This window comes from Nocardiopsis changdeensis (assembly GCF_018316655.1).
Lineage (GTDB): Bacteria > Actinomycetota > Actinomycetes > Streptosporangiales > Streptosporangiaceae > Nocardiopsis > Nocardiopsis changdeensis.
Genome location: NZ_CP074133.1, coordinates 1,680,592 through 1,697,641 on the forward strand (window position 1 = coordinate 1,680,592; position 17,050 = coordinate 1,697,641).

General features: G+C 73.2%; 13 protein-coding genes. 8 read left to right on the plus strand and 5 right to left on the minus strand.

The window, feature by feature from the left end; genetic code table 11:
- Window positions 1–12: 12 nt before the first annotated feature.
- The 3 genes from ettA (at window position 13) to KGD84_RS07805 (ending at window position 3,335) form a co-directional block, all read left to right on the plus strand.
- Window positions 13–1,677: an energy-dependent translational throttle protein EttA gene (ettA, locus tag KGD84_RS07795; protein WP_220559590.1), complete on the plus strand. Its 1,665-nt coding sequence runs from the start codon at window positions 13–15 to the stop codon at window positions 1,675–1,677.
- 307 nt (window positions 1,678–1,984) lie between these two features.
- Complete coding sequence (locus tag KGD84_RS07800) at window positions 1,985–2,509, plus strand: globin (RefSeq protein WP_255646390.1); 525 nt, start codon at window positions 1,985–1,987, stop codon at window positions 2,507–2,509.
- Between the two features lie 97 nt (window positions 2,510–2,606).
- Window positions 2,607–3,335 (plus strand): hypothetical protein, encoded by a 729-nt coding sequence (locus KGD84_RS07805; RefSeq protein ID WP_260697197.1) that lies wholly within the window; start codon window positions 2,607–2,609, stop codon window positions 3,333–3,335.
- Window positions 3,336–3,377: 42 nt separating this feature from the next.
- On the opposite strand, the gene KGD84_RS07810 is transcribed toward KGD84_RS07805, so the two are convergent.
- Together KGD84_RS07810 and KGD84_RS07815 are read right to left on the minus strand one after the other, a co-directional pair.
- The gene (locus KGD84_RS07810) at window positions 3,378–3,821 is read right to left on the minus strand and encodes an acyl-CoA thioesterase (RefSeq protein WP_220559592.1); all 444 of its coding nucleotides are present in this window, start codon (window positions 3,819–3,821) and stop codon (window positions 3,378–3,380) included.
- Window positions 3,822–4,011: 190 nt separating this feature from the next.
- Window positions 4,012–6,105 (minus strand): prolyl oligopeptidase family serine peptidase, encoded by a 2,094-nt coding sequence (locus KGD84_RS07815; protein ID WP_220559593.1) that lies wholly within the window; start codon window positions 6,103–6,105, stop codon window positions 4,012–4,014.
- 374 nt (window positions 6,106–6,479) lie between these two features.
- Between KGD84_RS07815 and KGD84_RS07820 the strand changes: the two genes are divergently transcribed.
- From KGD84_RS07820 to KGD84_RS07830, 3 genes are all read left to right on the plus strand, one after another.
- Window positions 6,480–6,980 (plus strand): HNH endonuclease, encoded by a 501-nt coding sequence (locus tag KGD84_RS07820; protein WP_220559594.1) that lies wholly within the window; start codon window positions 6,480–6,482, stop codon window positions 6,978–6,980.
- Window positions 6,981–7,123: 143 nt separating this feature from the next.
- Window positions 7,124–7,330: an FmdB family zinc ribbon protein gene (locus KGD84_RS07825; RefSeq protein ID WP_220559595.1), complete on the plus strand. Its 207-nt coding sequence runs from the start codon at window positions 7,124–7,126 to the stop codon at window positions 7,328–7,330.
- 171 nt (window positions 7,331–7,501) lie between these two features.
- Entirely contained in the window at window positions 7,502–8,704 is a 1,203-nt protein-coding gene (locus tag KGD84_RS07830; protein ID WP_220559596.1) for an MFS transporter, read from the plus strand.
- Between the two features lie 48 nt (window positions 8,705–8,752).
- On the opposite strand, the gene ilvD is transcribed toward KGD84_RS07830, so the two are convergent.
- Window positions 8,753–10,615, minus strand: coding sequence for a dihydroxy-acid dehydratase (gene ilvD, locus KGD84_RS07835; RefSeq protein ID WP_220559597.1), 1,863 nt, complete (start codon window positions 10,613–10,615; stop codon window positions 8,753–8,755).
- Window positions 10,616–10,825: 210 nt separating this feature from the next.
- Window positions 10,826–11,644 (minus strand): nuclease-related domain-containing protein, encoded by an 819-nt coding sequence (locus tag KGD84_RS07840; RefSeq protein WP_220559598.1) that lies wholly within the window; start codon window positions 11,642–11,644, stop codon window positions 10,826–10,828.
- Window positions 11,645–11,814: 170 nt separating this feature from the next.
- Here KGD84_RS07840 and KGD84_RS07845 point away from each other — a divergent pair, with 170 nt between their 5' ends.
- Window positions 11,815–13,254, plus strand: a complete 1,440-nt coding sequence (locus tag KGD84_RS07845; protein ID WP_220559600.1) for an amidase — start codon at window positions 11,815–11,817, stop codon at window positions 13,252–13,254.
- A 28-nt stretch (window positions 13,255–13,282) separates the two neighbouring features.
- Here the strand turns inward: KGD84_RS07845 and KGD84_RS07850 are convergent, their stop codons facing one another.
- Complete coding sequence (locus tag KGD84_RS07850; RefSeq protein WP_220559601.1) at window positions 13,283–14,641, minus strand: MFS transporter; 1,359 nt, start codon at window positions 14,639–14,641, stop codon at window positions 13,283–13,285.
- Between the two features lie 243 nt (window positions 14,642–14,884).
- On the opposite strand from KGD84_RS07850, the gene malQ reads away from it, so the two are divergent.
- Window positions 14,885–16,921 carry a 4-alpha-glucanotransferase gene (gene malQ / locus KGD84_RS07855; RefSeq protein WP_220559602.1) on the plus strand — a complete coding sequence of 679 codons (2,037 nt, stop codon included), beginning with the start codon at window positions 14,885–14,887 and terminating at the stop codon, window positions 16,919–16,921.
- The last annotated feature ends 129 nt before the right edge of the window (window positions 16,922–17,050 follow it).

Here is a 17,050-nt window from a genome sequence, read left to right on the forward strand (position 1 = left end):
AGGCTTGGAGGCATGCCGGAGTACATCTACACCATGAACAACGTGCGCAAGGCGCACGGCGACAAGGTCGTCCTGGACAACGTTTCGGGGTCGTTCCTGCCCGGAGCCAAGATCGGTGTCGTGGGCCCCAACGGTGCGGGTAAGTCGACGCTTCTGAAGATCATGGCCGGCATCGAGCAGCCGTCCAACGGCGAGGCGCGCCTCATGCCCGGGTTCACGGTCGGCCTGCTCGCCCAGGAGCCCCACCTCGACGCGAGCAAGACCGTCCTGGAGAACGTCGAGGACGGCGTCGCCGAGACCAAGGCGATGCTGACCCGCTTCAACGAGATCGCCGAGCAGATGGCGACGGACTACTCCGACGACCTGCTCGAAGAGATGGGCAAGCTGCAGGAGCAGCTCGACCACCGCAACGCCTGGGACCTGGACAGCCAGCTGGCCCAGGCGATGGACGCGCTGCGCTGCCCGCCCGGGGACGCCGACGTCAGCCGGCTCTCCGGTGGCGAGAAGCGCCGCGTCGCCCTGTGCAAGCTGCTGCTCGAGCAGCCCGACCTGCTGCTCCTCGACGAGCCCACCAACCACCTCGACGCCGAGAGCGTGAACTGGCTGGAGCAGCACCTGGCCAAGTACCCGGGCACGATCATCGCGATCACCCACGACCGGTACTTCCTCGACCACGTGGCCACCTGGATCCTGGAGCTGGACCGCGGCCAGTTCTACCCCTACGAGGGCAACTACTCCACCTACCTGGAGACCAAGCAGGGCCGCCTGAAGGTCGAGGGGCAGAAGGACGCCAAGCGCGCCAAGCGCCTCAAGGACGAGCTGGAGTGGGTCCGCTCCAACGCCAAGGCCCGCCAGACCAAGAGCAAGGCCCGCCTCCAGCGCTACGAGGAGATGGCGGCCGAGGCGGACAAGACCCGCAAGCTGGACTTCGAGGAGATCCAGATCCCGCCGGGTCCGCGCCTGGGCACCACCGTGGTCGAGGTCAAGAACCTCACCAAGGGCTTCGGCGACCGCGTCCTCATCGAGGACCTCAGCTTCTCGCTGCCGCCCAACGGCATCGTCGGTGTCATCGGCCCCAACGGTGTCGGCAAGACCACCCTGTTCAAGATGATCGTCGGCGAGGAGACCCCGGACCAGGGCTCCATCAACGTCGGCGACACCGTCGAGATCTCCTACGTCGACCAGTACCGGGGCCGCATCGACGACTCCAAGAACGTCTGGGAGACCATCTCCGACGGGGAGACCTTCATCCAGGTCGGCAAGGTCGAGATCCCCAGCCGCGCGTACGTCGCCGCGTTCGGCTTCAAGGGCTCCGACCAGCAGAAGAAGTCCGGCGTCCTGTCGGGCGGTGAGCGCAACCGCGTCAACCTGGCGCTCACCCTCAAGCAGGGCGGCAACCTGCTGCTCCTGGACGAGCCCACCAACGACCTCGACGTCGAGACCCTCGGCTCGCTGGAGAACGCCCTCCTGGACTTCCCCGGCTGCGCCGTGATCACCTCCCACGACCGCTGGTTCCTGGACCGCGTCGCCACGCACATCCTGGCCTGGGAGGGCGACGCGAACTGGTTCTGGTTCGAGGGCAACTTCGAGTCCTACGAGAAGAACAAGATCGAGCGCCTGGGTCCGGACGCCGCGCGTCCGCACGCGGTCACCCACCGCAAGCTCACCCGCGACTAGGGCGTGTTCGGTGGATGCTCTCGAGCGTTTCGGCGCTTGCGCCGAATGCCGGGAGCGGCCGCGGGGCGATCTCTCGTAAGACGGCCGGCGCGGGTCGGCCCGGATTCGGCCGTCCGAGCGCGGGCGCGCGGCGAGAGGCGGCCTCGCGGCCGCGACCCGGAATGATCCGCCGAACACGCCTTAGCCCGCGGGCGGAGCCCTCGTGCCGGGGGCCGCGGGACCGGTGACGGTCCCGCGGCCCCCGGCCTTTATTCCGGGGCCGTACGGCCCTCGGAACGGGGGCGGAACGTGGCATACCCTAGGGGCGATGACTTCCGCGCGCGATGACCACAGGAGCCCGGGCGAGGAGCCCGTGCACATGACGTTCTACGAGGCCGTGGGCGGTGAGGAGACCTTCACCCGCCTGGTCCGCCGCTTCTACGAGGGCGTGGCCGACGACCCCGTCCTGCGGCCCATGTACCCCGAGGAGGACCTGGGGCCCGCCGAGGAGCGGCTGCGGCTGTTCCTCATCCAGTACTGGGGCGGCCCGCGCACCTACAACGAGCAGCGCGGCCACCCGCGGCTGCGCATGCGCCACGTCCCCTTCCGGATCGGGGCCGCCGAACGCGACCTGTGGCTCCGGCACATGCGTGCCGCCGTCGACTCCCTGGACCTGCACGAGGTGCTGGAGCGGCAGCTGTGGGAGTACATGGTCATGGCGGCGCACAGCATGGTGAACGTCCCGGAGGAGGCGCCCCGCCCGGCGGTCGCCGACCCCACCCGGGTCTCCGTGTCCTCCGAGGGCGGCGACGAGGACGACGACGGCGAGACCGTCACCATCTCCCTGAAGTAGCGCCGGCCCCCGGGTCGGCGCCGGCCCTGACGGGCGCCACCGGCCGGTTCCGGACACCGCCCGCGCGGACGCCCGGCGGCCGGTCTATCTTCTGGGGATGCACAACGACTCCTCCGGACGTCCGCCCGCGGGCGGACCCCCCATCACCGGCGCCCCCGGGGCGGGCGGGCCGCCCCACCCCGGCGCGGTCCCCGTCCGCCCCGGGCCGCCGCACCCCCCGCGGCGCTCCCGGGTCGGGCTGATCCTGCTCGCGATCGGCGGGGTGCTGCTGCTCCTGGTGGCGGGCGGCGGCGTGGGCGCCGCCTACGCCCTGGGGTGGCTCGCGCCCGAGCCCCCCTACACGTCCGCGCCGCAGGCCTGCGAACTGGTCGACCCCGGCGTCCAGGAGCGGATCGCCCCGGGCCGGGGGCTGGAGCAGCAGGACGACGACCTCTTCACGATGCCCACCAGCCACTGCCTGGTGGCGGACACGGCCGCGGGGGACGGCTCCCTCGACTTCACCCTGGCCGCGCAGGTGTTCACCAACGACCCCGACGGCCTGGTCCGCGACACCGGCCAGGAGCGCGCGGCCGAGGAGTTCGGGATCAACTACGTCGACCGGCTGGGCCTGGTCCCGACCACCGACGGCAACGGCGTCCCGGCGTACACCGTCTTCCAGGAGGACGTGTACGGCCGGACGGCGCACGCGGCCGCGCACGTGGAGAACCTGATCGTCCACGTCACCGTGTTCGGCGGCGACCCCGAGGACGCGTCGGCGGACCACGAGGCGCTGGCCCTGGAACTGCTCACCCACGCCCTCGAACAGGCGGGTCCGCCCGCCTCCTGACCGCGTCCCCGCGGGGGCGCGGACGGCGGCCGCACGCTCCGGTCAGATGTACCGGGCCAGGAAGGCGCGCTCGACGCCGTTGAGGCGTCGGGCGCGCTGCGTGGGCACGTCGAAGCCCACGAGCACGGTCCGGGCGCGCAGGTACACGCGCTCGTCGTCGAGGATCTCGTAGGCCAGCGAGAAGCTGGCGTTGCGCACCTCGGTCACCCACAGCTCCACCCGCACCGGCTCCGAACGCGGCAGCAGCGGCGCCACGTAGTCGGCCTCCTGGCGGGCCACCACCATGGCGCCGAACACCTCCTCGCCCTCGACCGCTCCGCCGAAGCGCAGGAACGAGATGCGGGCGTCCTCCAGGTAGGTCAGCATCCGGACGTTGTTGACGTGGTGCTGCGGGTCGAGGTCGGCGTAGCGGACCTGCGCCAGGTGTACGTGGCGGCGCGGCCCGGTCTCCGTTCCGGTGCCCGCGGCCTCCTCGGTCTGTGTCACGTCCGTGTCCTCTCGTGGCTCTGCGCGGGTGGGCCCGGTACCGATTCTCCCAGCAGGGGGCGCGCGGGCACACGGCCGGGCGCCCGGGAGGCCTGTGTCCTTGCTCTCCCGGGGGCGAGAGCGGGCCCACCCCGGAGCACGGCCGGGCGGCGCGCCCCGCGGCCCGGCCGCGGGGCGCGCCGGGCCGGGGTCAGCCCGCGTCCAGGCCCAGGTGGTGGGCGAGGAACCCCAGCTGGTCGGCGTTCAGCTCCACGCTGCGGCTCACCGAGCGGGTGCTGTGCCCCACCTCCGCCTCCCGGCGCAGCAGCACCGGGCGCTCGTCGACCGGGGCCGAGGTCGCCCACTGCAGCTGCGCGCACAGCTTGCGGGCGTGCAGCGGGTCCACCCGGGTGTCGTTGTCGAACACCGTGAAGAGGACGGCCGGGTACCGGGTGCCCTCCCGCACGTTGTGGTAGGGGGAGTAGCCCAGCAGCCACCCCAGCTGCTCGGGGTCGTCGGCGCTGCCGTACTCCACGCTCCACAGCCGGCCCAGCCCGAACCGCTCGTAGCGGACCATGTCCAGCAGCGGGGCCGAGCACACCGCGGCCGCGAACAGGTCCGGCCGCTGGGTGACCATCGCCCCGACCAGCAGGCCGCCGTTGCTGCCGCCCATGACCGCCAGGCGGTCGGTGTCGGTGACCCCGGTGGCGATGAGGTGCTCGGCCGCGGCCGCGCAGTCGTCGAACACGTTCTGCTTGTCGGCGAGCATGCCGCCGCGGTGCCACTCCTCGCCCTCCTCCAGGCCGCCGCGCAGCCCGGCCACGGCGTACACGCCGCCGGCGCGCACCCAGGACAGGGCGGTGGCCGAGTAGCCGGGGGTGAGGGAGATCCGGAAGCCGCCGTACCCGTACAGGATGGTCGGCCGCGGGCCCTCGGCCGGGGCGGCGGGCGCCATCACCAGCATCCGGACGGTCGTGCCGTCCTTCGAGGTGTAGGCGACCTGCTCCACCCGCACGTCGGGCACGGTGACGGTGCCCGGGGCGCTCTCCCACAGGTCCACCGCGCCGGTGCCGGCGTCGTAGCGGTACACCGCGGACGGGGTGGTGCTGTCGGTGTAGCCGAACCAGGCCTCGTGGCCGCCCTCGGGGCGTTCCAGCAGGCTGCCGATGCTCCCCAGCCCGGGCAGCGGCAGCGTGCCCAGCAGCTCGCCGGTGGCCAGGTCGTGCCGGGTCACCTCGCCGACCGCGTGCCGGGACCAGGAGACCAGCAGCTCGGGGCGCTCCAGCCCGGGGCCGTCCAGGACCGCGTAGTCCTCCAGCACGGCGTCGTCGGCCTCGGCCACGAGCGTGCGCCAGTTCTCGTACCCGGGCGCCGCGGGGTCGGCCACGCACAGGCGTCCGCGCGGGGCGTCCCGGTCGGTGAACAGGTACAGCCGGCCGTCCCGGCCCACCCGGGCGGACAGCGACGCGGCGGCGTCCTCCTGGACGCTCACCCAGGCGGGCGCCTCGTGCGGGCTCCGGGTCAGGTCGGCCAGCCACAGGTCGGTGTGCGAGGAGGTGCCCTTGGCGGCGTCGAGCACCAGCCAGCGGCCGTCCGGGCTCACCCATACGCCGAAGTACTCGGTCTTGTCGCGGCCCTCGCCGAAGATCAGCACGTCCTCGTCGGCGGGGGTGCCCAGCCGGTGCAGGTAGACGCGCCGGTGGTAGTCCTGCTCCCCGTCGGGGACCTGCTCGGGGGGCAGCTTGCGCACGTAGTAGAAGGCCGACGAGTCCGGCAGCCACGCGACGGGCGTGTACCGGGCCCGGTCGATGGGCCCGTCGACGATCTCGCCGGTGTCCACGTCCATGACCCGCAAGACGGACTCCTCGTTCCCGCCCTCGGACAGCTGGTAGGCGAGCAGCCGCCCGGACGGGTCCGCCTTCCACGCGTCCAGCGTGGTCAGACCGGTGGGGTCGAGCGCACCGGGGTCCAGCAGGACCCGCTCGGGGCCGTCGCCGTCCCGCACGTACAGGACGGGGTGCTCCTGGTCGGCGGTCCGGCGCCCGGAGAAGCGGCGCTCCCCGCGCCACACGGGGGCGCCCACGCTTCCGGCGCCCATCAGTTCGCGGACGTGCGCGGCGAACAGGTCCCGGCCGGGCAGGTGCGCGCCGAGTTCGGAGAACAGGGTGTCCTGGGCGGCCGCCCATTCCTTGGCCGGGGCGGATTCGGGGTCTTCGAGCCACCGGTAGGGATCGGCGACGGGACGGCCGTGCAGGGTTTCGACGAGGTCGAGGCGCTCGGCCGTGGGATAGCGGTGTTCAGGCATGCTTCGCACTCTATCCACCGCTATCTCACTCGCGATCGGTATGGGAAGGGAACATGGAACGTGGTTTCGGTGACTCGCATTATGACCAGGAATAGCGATAACAGCGGGTTCACGACTCGGGCGGGGGAAATTGGGGTGGCGCCGGAGCCTCCCCACCACGCACACTGAATGCGGGACGCAACTCGGCGGGACCACCGGGAGGTCCGTGTGGCAAGGCGTACAGAGCCACCGATCACGGGATCGGTGCACAGGGAGGTCTCCTGGCTGGCCGAACGGCTGGCCGGGGAAGAGACACGGTCGTCGCACCCGACGGCCGAGGTGTCGCGATGAGCGGCGCGCGCAGCAGGGAGGGCGGTCCAACCGCCCGCCGGCACGTGCTGCTTCTCAACGCGAGTTTCGAACCACTCACGACATTGCCGCTGCGCAGGGCGATCCTGCTCGTGCTGCGGGAGAAGGCGGAGGTCGTCCACCGCGACGACGCAGGGGCGGTGCTCCACTCGGCGACGCACTCGTACGAGGTGCCGTCGGTGATCCGGCTCAGGCGCTACATCAGCGTCCCCTACAGCCGCAGGGTCCCCCTCACCCGGGTGGCGCTGATGCGCCGCGACCGGCACACCTGCGGCTACTGCGGGAAGAAGGCGGAGACCATCGACCACGTCATCCCGCGCAGCCGCGGCGGCGCGCACGTGTGGGAGAACGTGGTGGCGGCCTGCAAGCCGTGCAACCACCGCAAGGCCGACAAGTTCCTGGACGAACTCGGCTGGGAGCTGCACGTCACCCCCAAGGTGCCCAAGGGTCCGCACTGGCGGCTGATCAACGGGGACCTGCACGGCGACCCGCAGTGGGAGCCCTACATGGCGCACCTGGCCGCCTGACGGCCCTGAACGCCCCGGCCGCGGGGACAGCGCGTCCCGCCCCCGCGCCGCACCGCCGCCCCCGGCGCGCCCTCCACGGGCCGCCGGGGGCGGCTCTTCGCGCCCGCCCCGCCCCGGCGGGGAGCCGGCCGTATTCTGGGGGCATGCCCAGATACGACTTCCGGTGCCGCGAGTGCGGCGACACCTTCGAACTCTCCCGTCCGATGGCCGAGTCCGGGGACCCGGCCGCCTGCCCGCAGGGGCACGGGGACACGGTGCGGCTGCTGTCCACAGTGGCCGTCGGCGGGCTGGCCCCGGCGCCCGCGTCCAACGGCGGCGGTGGCTGCTGCGGGGGCGGCTGCTGCGGCTGACCGCGTGCGGTCCACGAGCGGAGGGGCGGCCCGCCAGGGCCGCCCCTCCGGCCGTTCCGGGAGCGGGCCGGGCCGGTGTCGACGGCCGGAAACCGCCGGTCCGGGGGGTACGGACTCTGCTGCAATGGGGCCCGCATCCCAGTGGACCCCTAGCGGACGGAACCCGTGTCGATGACGATCCCTCTCGCCCCCGGCCCTCCCGTGGCGCCGGAGCGCCCGCCCCTGCTCTCCTGGCTCGCCGTGCTCTCGGTGACGCTGGGGATCTTCGCGATCGTCACCACCGAGATCCTGCCGATCGGGCTGCTGACCTCGATCGGCGCGGACTTCACCGTCTCCGACGGGGTGGCCGGGCTGATGATGACCATGCCCGGCCTGCTGGCCGCGGTCTCGGCGCCCCTGGTCACCGCGCTCACCGGGGGCGTGGACCGCCGGGCCATGCTGGCGGTGTTCATCCTCCTGCTGGCGGCGGCCAACATCATGACCGCGCTCGCGTCGAGTTACTGGCCGGTGCTGCTCGCGCGGGTGATGGTCGGCGTCACCATCGGCGGCTTCTGGTCCATCGGGGCGGGGCTGGCCGGCCGCCTGGTCCCCGCCGCCCGGACGGCCCGGGCGACCGCGGTGATCTTCTCGGCGGTGCCCCTGGGGTCCGTGCTCGGGGTCCCCCTGGGGACCCTGGTCGGCGACGCGGCGGGGTGGCGGACCGCTTTCGCGGCCCTGGCGGTCCTGAGCCTGGGGGTCCTCGTCCTGCTGCTCGCGGTGGTCCCGCCGCTGCCGGCCGAGGAGCCGACCCGCGCGGGGGCGCTGGCCGACGCGCTCGGCGGGAGCGGCACCCGGGCCGCCCTGGTGCTGACGTTCCTCGTGGTCTTCGCCCACTTCGCCGCCTACACCTACATCACACCGTTCCTGGAGCAGGTGACCGGGGCGGGGCCCGGGCTCGTCACGGTCCACCTGCTCGCCTACGGTGCGGCGGGGGTCGCCGGGAACTTCCTGGGCGGCGCGGCGGCGGCGAGGCGCCCCGGTGCCGCCTTCGCGGGGGCGGCCCTGCTGATCGCCGCCGCCACCCTCCTGCTCCCGGTCCTGGGCGGGGGCGCGGCGGGCTCGCTGGCCCTGCTGGTGCTGTGGGGCGCCGCCTACGGAGCCGTGCCGGTCTGCTCCCAGACCCTCTTCGCCCGGGCCGTGCCCGGCTCGCCCGAGGTCTCCGCGGTGCTCTTCACCGCCTCGTTCCAGGCGACGCTCTCCCTGGGCGCGCTGGCCGGGGGAGCGGTGGTGGACCGGTCCTCGCCCCCGGCGGTCATGGTGCTCGCCGGCGCGGTCGCGCTCCTGGCGGTGGCGGCCGTCCTCCTGCGCCGCCTCGGGCGGGCCGGGAGGACGTGAGCGCGGCGAGGGGCCGGACCCGTACGGGTCCGGCCCCTCGCTCCGCGGTCAGCGCTCGATCTGGGACACGTCGCGGGCCGCGCCGGTGGAGGCCGAGGTTGCCATCGCGGCGTAGGCGCGCAGGGCGGCGGTCACCGGCCGCTGCCGGTCGCGGGGCTGGAACCGGCCCAGCTCCTTGAGCAGGCGCTCGCGGCGGGTGTTCAGCTCCTCCTCGGACACCTCCAGCACGAGGCCCCGGTTGGGGATGTCGATGCTGATGATGTCGCCGTCCTCGACCAGGGCGATGTCACCGCCCGCGGCCGCCTCCGGGGAGGCGTGGCCGATGGACAGCCCCGAGGTGCCGCCGGAGAAGCGCCCGTCGGTGATGAGCGCGCAGGCCTTGCCCAGGCCGCGCCCCTTGAGGAAGCTCGTCGGGTACAGCATCTCCTGCATGCCCGGGCCGCCCTTGGGGCCCTCGTAGCGGATGACCACCACGTCGCCCGGCTCGACCCGCTTGCCGAGGATGCCGTCCACGGCGTCCTCCTGCGACTCGAACACCTTGGCCGGGCCGGAGAAGGTCCACAGCTCCTCCTCCACGCCCGCGGTCTTGACGATCGCGCCGTCCGGGGCGAGGTTGCCGAACAGCACGGCCAGGCCGCCGTCCTTGGTGTAGGCGTGCTCCACCGAGCGGATGCAGCCCTTCTCCCGGTCGGTGTCCAGGCTGTCCCAGCGGGTGCTCTGCGAGTACGCCCGGGTGCTGCGCACCCCGCCGGGGGCGGCGTGGAACAGCTCCACGGCCTCGGGCAGGACTCCGTCGGAGGTGATGTCCCACTCGGCGAGGTACTCACCGACGGTCTTGCCGTGCACGGTGGGCAGCGAGGTGTCCAGCAGCCCGCCGCGGGCCAGCTCGCCCAGGATGGAGGGGATGCCGCCCGCCCGGTGGACGTCCTCGATGTGGTACTTCTCGGTGTTCGGCGCGACCTTGCACAGGCACGGGACCCGGCGCGAGACCGCGTCGATGTCGGTGAGGCCGAAGTCCACGCCCGCCTCGGTGGCGGCGGCCAGCAGGTGCAGGATCGTGTTGGTGGACCCGCCCATGGCCACGTCCAGGGCCATGGCGTTGCCGAACGCGGCCGGGGTGGCGATGGACAGTGGCAGCACCGAGTCGTCGTCCTGCTCGTAGTACCGCCGGGCGGCCTCCACGACCAGGCGGCCGGCGTCCTCGTACAGGGCCCGGCGCGCGGTGTGGGTGGCCAGGACGGTGCCGTTGCCGGGCAGCGCCAGGCCGATGGCCTCGGTGAGGCAGTTCATCGAGTTGGCGGTGAACATGCCCGAGCACGAACCGCAGGTCGGGCAGGCGTTCTCCTCCAGCTCGTCCAGCTCGGCCTGGGACACGCTCTCGTCGGCCGCGGCGATCATGGGGTTGATCAGGTCGAGCTTCTTGACGGTGGTGGCGGTGCCGTTCACCACGGTCACCTTGCCCGCCTCCATCGGCCCGCCGGAGACGAACACGGTGGGGATGTTCAGGCGCAGCGCGGCCAGCAGCATGCCCGGGGTGATCTTGTCGCAGTTGGACACGCACACCAGGGCGTCGGCGCAGTGCGCGTTGACCATGTACTCCACGGCGTCGGCGATCAGCTCGCGGCTGGGCAGCGAGTACAGCATCCCGCCGTGGCCCATGGCGATGCCGTCGTCGACGGCGATGGTGTTGAACTCGCGGGGGACGCCGCCGGCGGCGCGCACGGAGTCGGCGACGACGTCGGCGACCTCGCGCAGGTGCACGTGCCCGGGGACGAACTGGGTGAAGCTGTTGGCCACGGCCACGATGGGCTTGCCGAAGTCCTCGCTCTGTACGCCGGTGGCGCGCATGAGGGCGCGCGCTCCCGCCATGTTCCGGCCGTGGGTGACGGTGCGTGAGCGTAGGGGTGGCATGGCGCGGACTCCCATCGATACGGGTGTTTCCCCACGATGGTAGTCCCCTTTCGGCGCGCTCGCGGTCTCAGGGGGAAAGACGTGCGGTCCGCATGCCGAGACGGGCGGTGGATCTCCCCTGTTCCCGTCCGGGGCGCCGGCCGGCCCCGGACGTACGTGAGGCCCGGCGACCACGGCGTTGTGGTCCGGCCGGGCCTGTGGGTCCGTACGTCACGGGCGCGGTGGCAGAGCCCGCTCGGCCGCCCTGTAGATGTCCTCGATCTCCTGCTCGGTCAGGCGGTCCCGGCCGGTGCGCAGCCACTTGCGGACCTTGGTGCCGGAGATGATGTCCACGCCCCGCAGCCGGTGGCTGTCCCAGGGCATGCCGGGCCCGTAGATGGCCAGGGAGGCGCGCACCTTGATCTCGCGGCCGAGCTCCTTGCTGATGAGCTCCTCCGCGCGCTTGGCCTCCTCCAGCGCCTCGTCGATGCGCTGGTTCTTGTTGAAGCGCCCGTGGTAGAGCTGTTCGAGCTTGTTGCGCAGCGGCAACCGCTTGTCCCAGGACTCGGAGTCGATGGCGAACGCGCCGCGTCGGCCCACGATGAAGTGGTCGATCTGGCCGTTGCCGCCGGGCACCGAGCGGGCGTGCAGGACCTTGTACCCGAGCTGCTTCATCACCTTGAGCTGGACCTCGGTCTTGCGCTGCGCGGCCGAGGGCTTGCGCCAGCGGGGGATCTCGGACTCGCGCCGGGACTGGTACAGCGAGATGCCGACCATGGCGCCGATCCCCAGGGTCGCGCCGATGCGCCAGTCGGAGGTGATGAGACCGCAGGCGATCCCGACGACGACGGCCACGGCTCCGCGCACGGCCCATTTGCGGGCCGCGCCCTTCTCGCGAAGGGCGCTGTAAAGCACCCTTGTGGTCGAAATGCTCTTCTGCTTCTTTTGGTTGGGGAAGAAGAGGCTTTCGGGCCCTTCCGGCTCCGGCCTCTGGGACGACGGGTTCACTCTGGTTGCCGATTCCACGTCGGACAGGTTAGTTCCACTCATATCCGAGTCCTAGTGCATTACTTCTCACACTTTCCCTCCTTGTTCTGTGGCTCACAGGAGGGTTCGGGTCGCAGGGGGCGGGGAATGATTGGTTTTCTGTCGACCTCTCCAGAGAACTTGGGTTCCACCTCTCGTGGTGCCCGTTGGCGTGCCCGCTAATCTGGGTCGGTATGACCCAGATGCATGACCTTCCGGCCCACCGCCTCGCCGCGATGGTCCGCAGTCGTGAACTGTCCCCTCGTGAGATCACAGAGCACGTTCTGGCCCGGACCGAGCGCCATGACCCCGGCTATGGGGCCTACATTACGGTCATAGCGGAAAAAGCTTTGGAACAGGCCCAATATGCCGAGAAACGTGTGATGAGCGACACGCCGGAGAGCCTGCCCCCACTGCTCGGGGTCCCCGTCCCCATCAAGGACCTCGACCTCCTCGCCGGGGTCCGGGCCACCTACGGCTCCCGTGTCCTGGCCGACAACACCGCCCCCATCGACTCCGACACCGTCGCCCGGCTGCGCGCCGCCGGGGCCGTCTTCCCCGGCAAGACCAACACCCCCGAGTTCGGGTCCAGCTGCTACACCGAGAACGACGTCGCCCCGCCCGCCCGCAACCCCTGGAACCCGGAGCTGTCCCCGGGCGGCTCCAGCGGCGGCGCCGCGGTGGCCGTGGCCGCCGGGCTGGCCCCGGTCGCGCACGCGAGCGACGGCGGCGGTTCCATCCGCATCCCGGCCTCGGTCTGCGGGCTCTTCGGCCTCAAGCCCACGCGCGGCCGCATCTCCGGCGCCCCGGTCAAGCCCGACCTCGTCGGCCTGTCCACCAGCGGCCCCCTCACCCGCCACGTCGCCGACGCCGCGCTGATGCTCGACACCATGTCCGGGAACCTCCCCGGCGACTACTACACGGCCCCGCCGCTGCCGCCCGGCGAGACGTTCGCCGACCACGTCCGGCGCGAACCGGGACGGCTGCGCATCGGCCACTACGCCCACACCGGCTCGGCCGGGCTGCCCGTCCACCCCGACGTGCTGGCCGCCCACGAGTCCACCCTGCGCCTGCTCGCCGACCTGGGCCACGAGGTCGAGGAGATCCCCGAGCCCGGCGACGCCCACTTCGGCGGCACCTTCAGCGACGACTTCGCCGTCATCTGGGCCGCCATGGCCTCGGCCACGCCGGTCCCGGCCGAGCGCGAGCCCGAACTCGGGGAGCTCAACCGCTGGCTGCGCGAACGCGCCCGGGCCCTCCCGGTCCCCGAGTACATCGCCGCCTGCGCCCGCCTCCAGCGCGGCGTCCGCTCCTGGATGGCCGCCACCGAGCCCTACGACGCGGTGGTCACCCCGGTGCTGGCGCAGCCCCCGGTGCCCGTCGGGTACTTCGCCGGGGACGGCCCGGAGGAGGAGTTCCGGCGGATGACCGCGTTCACCCCGTTCACGTCGGTCTTCAACGTCACCGGCCAGCCGTCCATGAGCGTGCCCCTGCACCACGCCCCCGACGGGGCGCCCATCGGCTCCATGGTCACCGGCCGGATGGGCGGCGAACCCCTGCTGCTCTCCCTGGCGGCGCAGCTGGAGCGGGCACGGCCCTGGGCCGACCGGGTCCCCCCGGTCTGGCACGACTGAGCGCGGACGGCCGGCCCCCGGCCGCGGGTCAGTCCGCCGGCCGCCCGGCCGGGGTCCCGGGGGCCGCGCCCGGGCCCGACTCCGCCACGGGGGCGACCAGTCCGGCCGCGCCCGCCGGCGGCGCGGCCTCGGCGATCCCGGAGACCTCCGCCGGGACCGTGTCCGCGGCCCCGCCGTCGGACGCCTCGTCCGGGGCCTGGGGGACGAACGCGCTCAGCAGCGCCGCCACCGTCACCAGCACGGTCGCTCCGAGCACCCCGCCCGTGATCCCCATGAGGTCGATCAGCGCGCCCGCCAGCGGACCGGCGACCGCGCCGCCCGTGCCCAGGGCCGTGGCCATCCACCCGAACGCCTCGGCCCGCCGGTCGGCGGGGGCCAGGTCGCCCAGCCGCCCCATCGTGGCGGCCAGCGTCGGGGCGATCGCCAGGCCCGACAGGAACAGCAGCGGCGTGACCCACAGCGGGGTGGACAGCTCCACGAGCGGCGGCGTGAACGGGAGCAGCACCGCCACGCCCGCCGCGGAGGCGAACGAGCGCCGCACCAGCCGGGGCCTGCCCCGCAGGCCGCCCGCGATCGCGCCGCCCACCAGCGAGCCCAGCGCCCACACCGACGCCAGCACCATCACCAGGTGCGGGGCGTTCAGTTCGTTGGCCCAGGCCACGATGGCCATGTCCACGCCCATGATCCCGCTGACCATCAGCAGGCACATCACGAACAGCACCACCAGGGCGGGCCGGCGCAGCAGGCTGCGCCGCGGCCCGGTCGGCTCCGGCGCCGCCCCGGCCTCCACGGGGGCCGGTCCGGTCACCCCGGCCCGGCGCAGCGCCAGGGCGAAGCCCAGCGCGCCCAGCAGACCCAGCACGGCGAGCATCACCAGCGCCCAGCGCGCTCCGGCGAAGGCCACGACACCGGCGGTCAGGATGGGGCAGAAGACGAACAGCAGCTCCTGCGTGGTGGCCTCGGCCGCGTAGATCGCCTGCCGCTCCGGGCCGCGGGTGAGCCGCGGCCACAGGGCCCGCACGATCTGGTTCGCGGGGGTGCCGAACAGGCCGGTCCCCAGCGCCAGTGGGATGGACACCCACCACAGCGACCCCGGCAGCCACGTCAGCGCCAGCAGGCCCACCGTGAACACCACACCGCACACCAGCACCAGCCGGTCGGTGCCGCCCTTGTCCGCCATCCGCCCGCGCAGCGGCCCCACCAGCGCCATCCCCAGCGTGAACGCGCCCGCCACCAGGCCCGCCAGCGAGTAGGAGCCGGTCCAGTCGACCACCAGGAAGGTGACCGCGATCATCAGACCGGGGGTGTAGAAGCGCGCGGTCAGGGACCAGGCCAGCAGGGACAGCACATGGGGGACGGCGAAGAGCCGGCGATAGTTGGCGAGCACACTCCAAGATTATGCAGAGAGTGCAGGTCGGGGGCCATCCGATTATCGATACGACCGGTGTCATGGCCCTGCGCTCGACGGCGTGTCACCCCCGCCCGCCGGGCCGGGGCCCGCGACGCGCCCGGCCGGGCCCGGAATGACCGCCGCTTTCCCCCACGGGACGGCTGTTACCGGGCGTCCACCGGCCGGTACCGGCCCGTCCTTGCGGTGTACGGAGTCCCCGTTAGGGCATGATCGGTTTCTGTGAGGGACGTTCAGCTGGCCCGTGTGGCCGAGCAGTACGGTGTCGCGACGAGCTACGAGGACTGGCGGGGGCGCAGGGTCCCGGTCGACCCCGACGTCATCCGCCATGTCCTGGCCGCGCTGGGCGCCGACCCGGACCGGGAGCCGCCGGACCGGGAGCCCGCCCTGCTCCCTCCCGCGGTCGTCCTGCGCGAGGGCAAGGCGCCCGACCCGGTGCTCCCCGAGGGGGTGCACAGCACCGTCGAGACCGCCGACGGCTCCCTGCTGCCCTTCGACCAGGGCCTGCCCCTGGGCGTCCACACACTGCGCGTCACCCACCGCGGCACGGAGCACGACGCGCCCCTGCTGGTGGTCCCCGACCGGATCGACCCCACCGCCCTGCGCGAGAACCCGCGCCTGTGGGGGGTCATGACCCAGCTCTACAGCGTCCGCTCCCGGGCCTCCTGGGGCATCGGCGACCTGCGCGACCTCGCCGAGATATCGGACTGGAGCGCCCGCGACCTGGGCGCCGACTTCGTCCTCATCAACCCGGTGCACGCCACCGAGCCCGTCGCCCCGGTGGAGCCCTCCCCGTACCTGCCGGTCAGCCGTCGCTACGCGAGCCCCCTGTACATCCGCATCGAGGACGTCCCGGAGTACTCCCGGCTGGACCCCGCCCAGCGCGAGGGCATCCAGCGCCTGGCCCGGCCGCTGCGCGAACGCGGCCGCACGGCGGACCTGCTCGACCGCGACGCCGTCTGGGAGTCCAAGCGGGCCGCCCTGGAGATCCTCTTCCAGGTGCCCCGGGCACCGGGCCGCGAGGCCGCGCTGCGCACCTACCTCGAACGCGAGGGCCGCCCCCTGGTGGAGTTCGCCACCTGGTCGGCGCTGGCGGAGGAGTACGGCCCCGACCACCGGACCTGGCCCGCGCACCTGCGCGACGTCACCGACGACGCCGTGGGCCGGGCCGCCCTGGACCGCTGGCCGCTGGTGGAGTTCCACCGCTGGCTCCAGTGGGTCCTGGACGAGCAGCTCGCCCAGGCCCAGACCACCGCACGCACGGGCGGCATGGGCATGGGCGTCGTGCACGACCTCGCCATCGGCGTGCAGGCGGGCGGCGCCGACGCCTGGATGTTCGGCGACGCCCTCGTCCAGGGACTGCACGTGGGCGCCCCGCCCGACGAGTTCAACAGCCTGGGCCAGGACTGGGGGCAGCCGCCCTGGCACCCGCGCCGCCTGGCCGAACGCGGCTACGGCCCGCTGCGCCAGATCCTCGGCCAGGCCCTGCGCCACTCCGGAGGGGTGCGCATCGACCACATCATGGGCCTGTTCCGCCTGTGGTGCGTGCCCGAGGGCGCCTCCGCCGACCAGGGCACCTACGTCTCCTTCGACCACGAGGGCACCGTCGGCGCCCTGCTGCTGGCCGCGCGCCGGGCCGACGCCGTCGTCATCGGCGAGGACCTGGGCACCGTCGAGCCCTGGGTGCGCGACCACCTGTCCGATCGCGGCATCCTGGGCACCTCGGTGCTGTGGTTCGAGCAGGGGGCCGACGGCTCCCCGCGCCCGCCCGGCGACTGGCGCACCGACTGCCTGGCCACGGTTGCCACCCACGATCTGCCCCCGGTGGCGTCGTTCCTGTCCGCCGAGCACGTCGAGCTGCGCGACCGGCTGGGGCTGCTGTCCCGGCCGGTGGAGGAGGAGCGGGCCGACGCCGAGGCCCGGGTGGAGCGCTGGCGGGCCCTGCTCGTGGAGCTGGGGCTGCTGGAGGAGGACGCCGACCCGCTGGCCGACCCGGCCGCCGTGGTCACCGCCATGCACGCCTACCTCATGGCGACCCCGGCCCGGATGGTGGGGGTGGCGCTCACCGACGTGGTGGGGGAGCGGCGCATGCAGAACCAGCCGGGCACCAGCACCGAGTATCCGAACTGGCGGATCCCGCTGACCAACGGCGAGGGAGAGCCCGTCCTGGTGGACGAGCTGCTCGCGGACCCGCGCATGGTGTCGCGCATCCGCCGCACCCTGGGCCCGCTCGCCGACGGGCGTGGCCGCACCCTGTAGCGCCCGGCCCCGCGGTTCCGGACGCGGGGCTCCTGACACGGGACGGGCCCGGGGAGGACGTCCCCGGGCCCGTCACCTCTGCCGCGTCGACGCGGCCAAGGCGTGTTCGGCGGATGCTTTCGAGCGTTT

What these genes read in the sequence shown, in the direction of transcription:
- ettA (WP_220559590.1), top strand. Translation starts at nt 13, where the DNA reads ATGCCGGAGTACATCTACACCATGAACAACGTGCGCAAGGCGCACGGC.
- KGD84_RS07800 (WP_255646390.1), top strand. Translation starts at nt 1,985, where the DNA reads ATGACTTCCGCGCGCGATGACCACAGGAGCCCGGGCGAGGAGCCCGTG.
- KGD84_RS07805 (WP_260697197.1), top strand. Translation starts at nt 2,607, where the DNA reads ATGCACAACGACTCCTCCGGACGTCCGCCCGCGGGCGGACCCCCCATC.
- KGD84_RS07815 (WP_220559593.1), bottom strand. Translation starts at nt 6,105, where the DNA reads ATGCCTGAACACCGCTATCCCACGGCCGAGCGCCTCGACCTCGTCGAA.
- KGD84_RS07825 (WP_220559595.1), top strand. Translation starts at nt 7,124, where the DNA reads ATGCCCAGATACGACTTCCGGTGCCGCGAGTGCGGCGACACCTTCGAA.
- KGD84_RS07830 (WP_220559596.1), top strand. Translation starts at nt 7,502, where the DNA reads ATGACGATCCCTCTCGCCCCCGGCCCTCCCGTGGCGCCGGAGCGCCCG.
- ilvD (WP_220559597.1), bottom strand. Translation starts at nt 10,615, where the DNA reads ATGCCACCCCTACGCTCACGCACCGTCACCCACGGCCGGAACATGGCG.
- KGD84_RS07840 (WP_220559598.1), bottom strand. Translation starts at nt 11,644, where the DNA reads ATGAGTGGAACTAACCTGTCCGACGTGGAATCGGCAACCAGAGTGAAC.
- KGD84_RS07845 (WP_220559600.1), top strand. Translation starts at nt 11,815, where the DNA reads ATGACCCAGATGCATGACCTTCCGGCCCACCGCCTCGCCGCGATGGTC.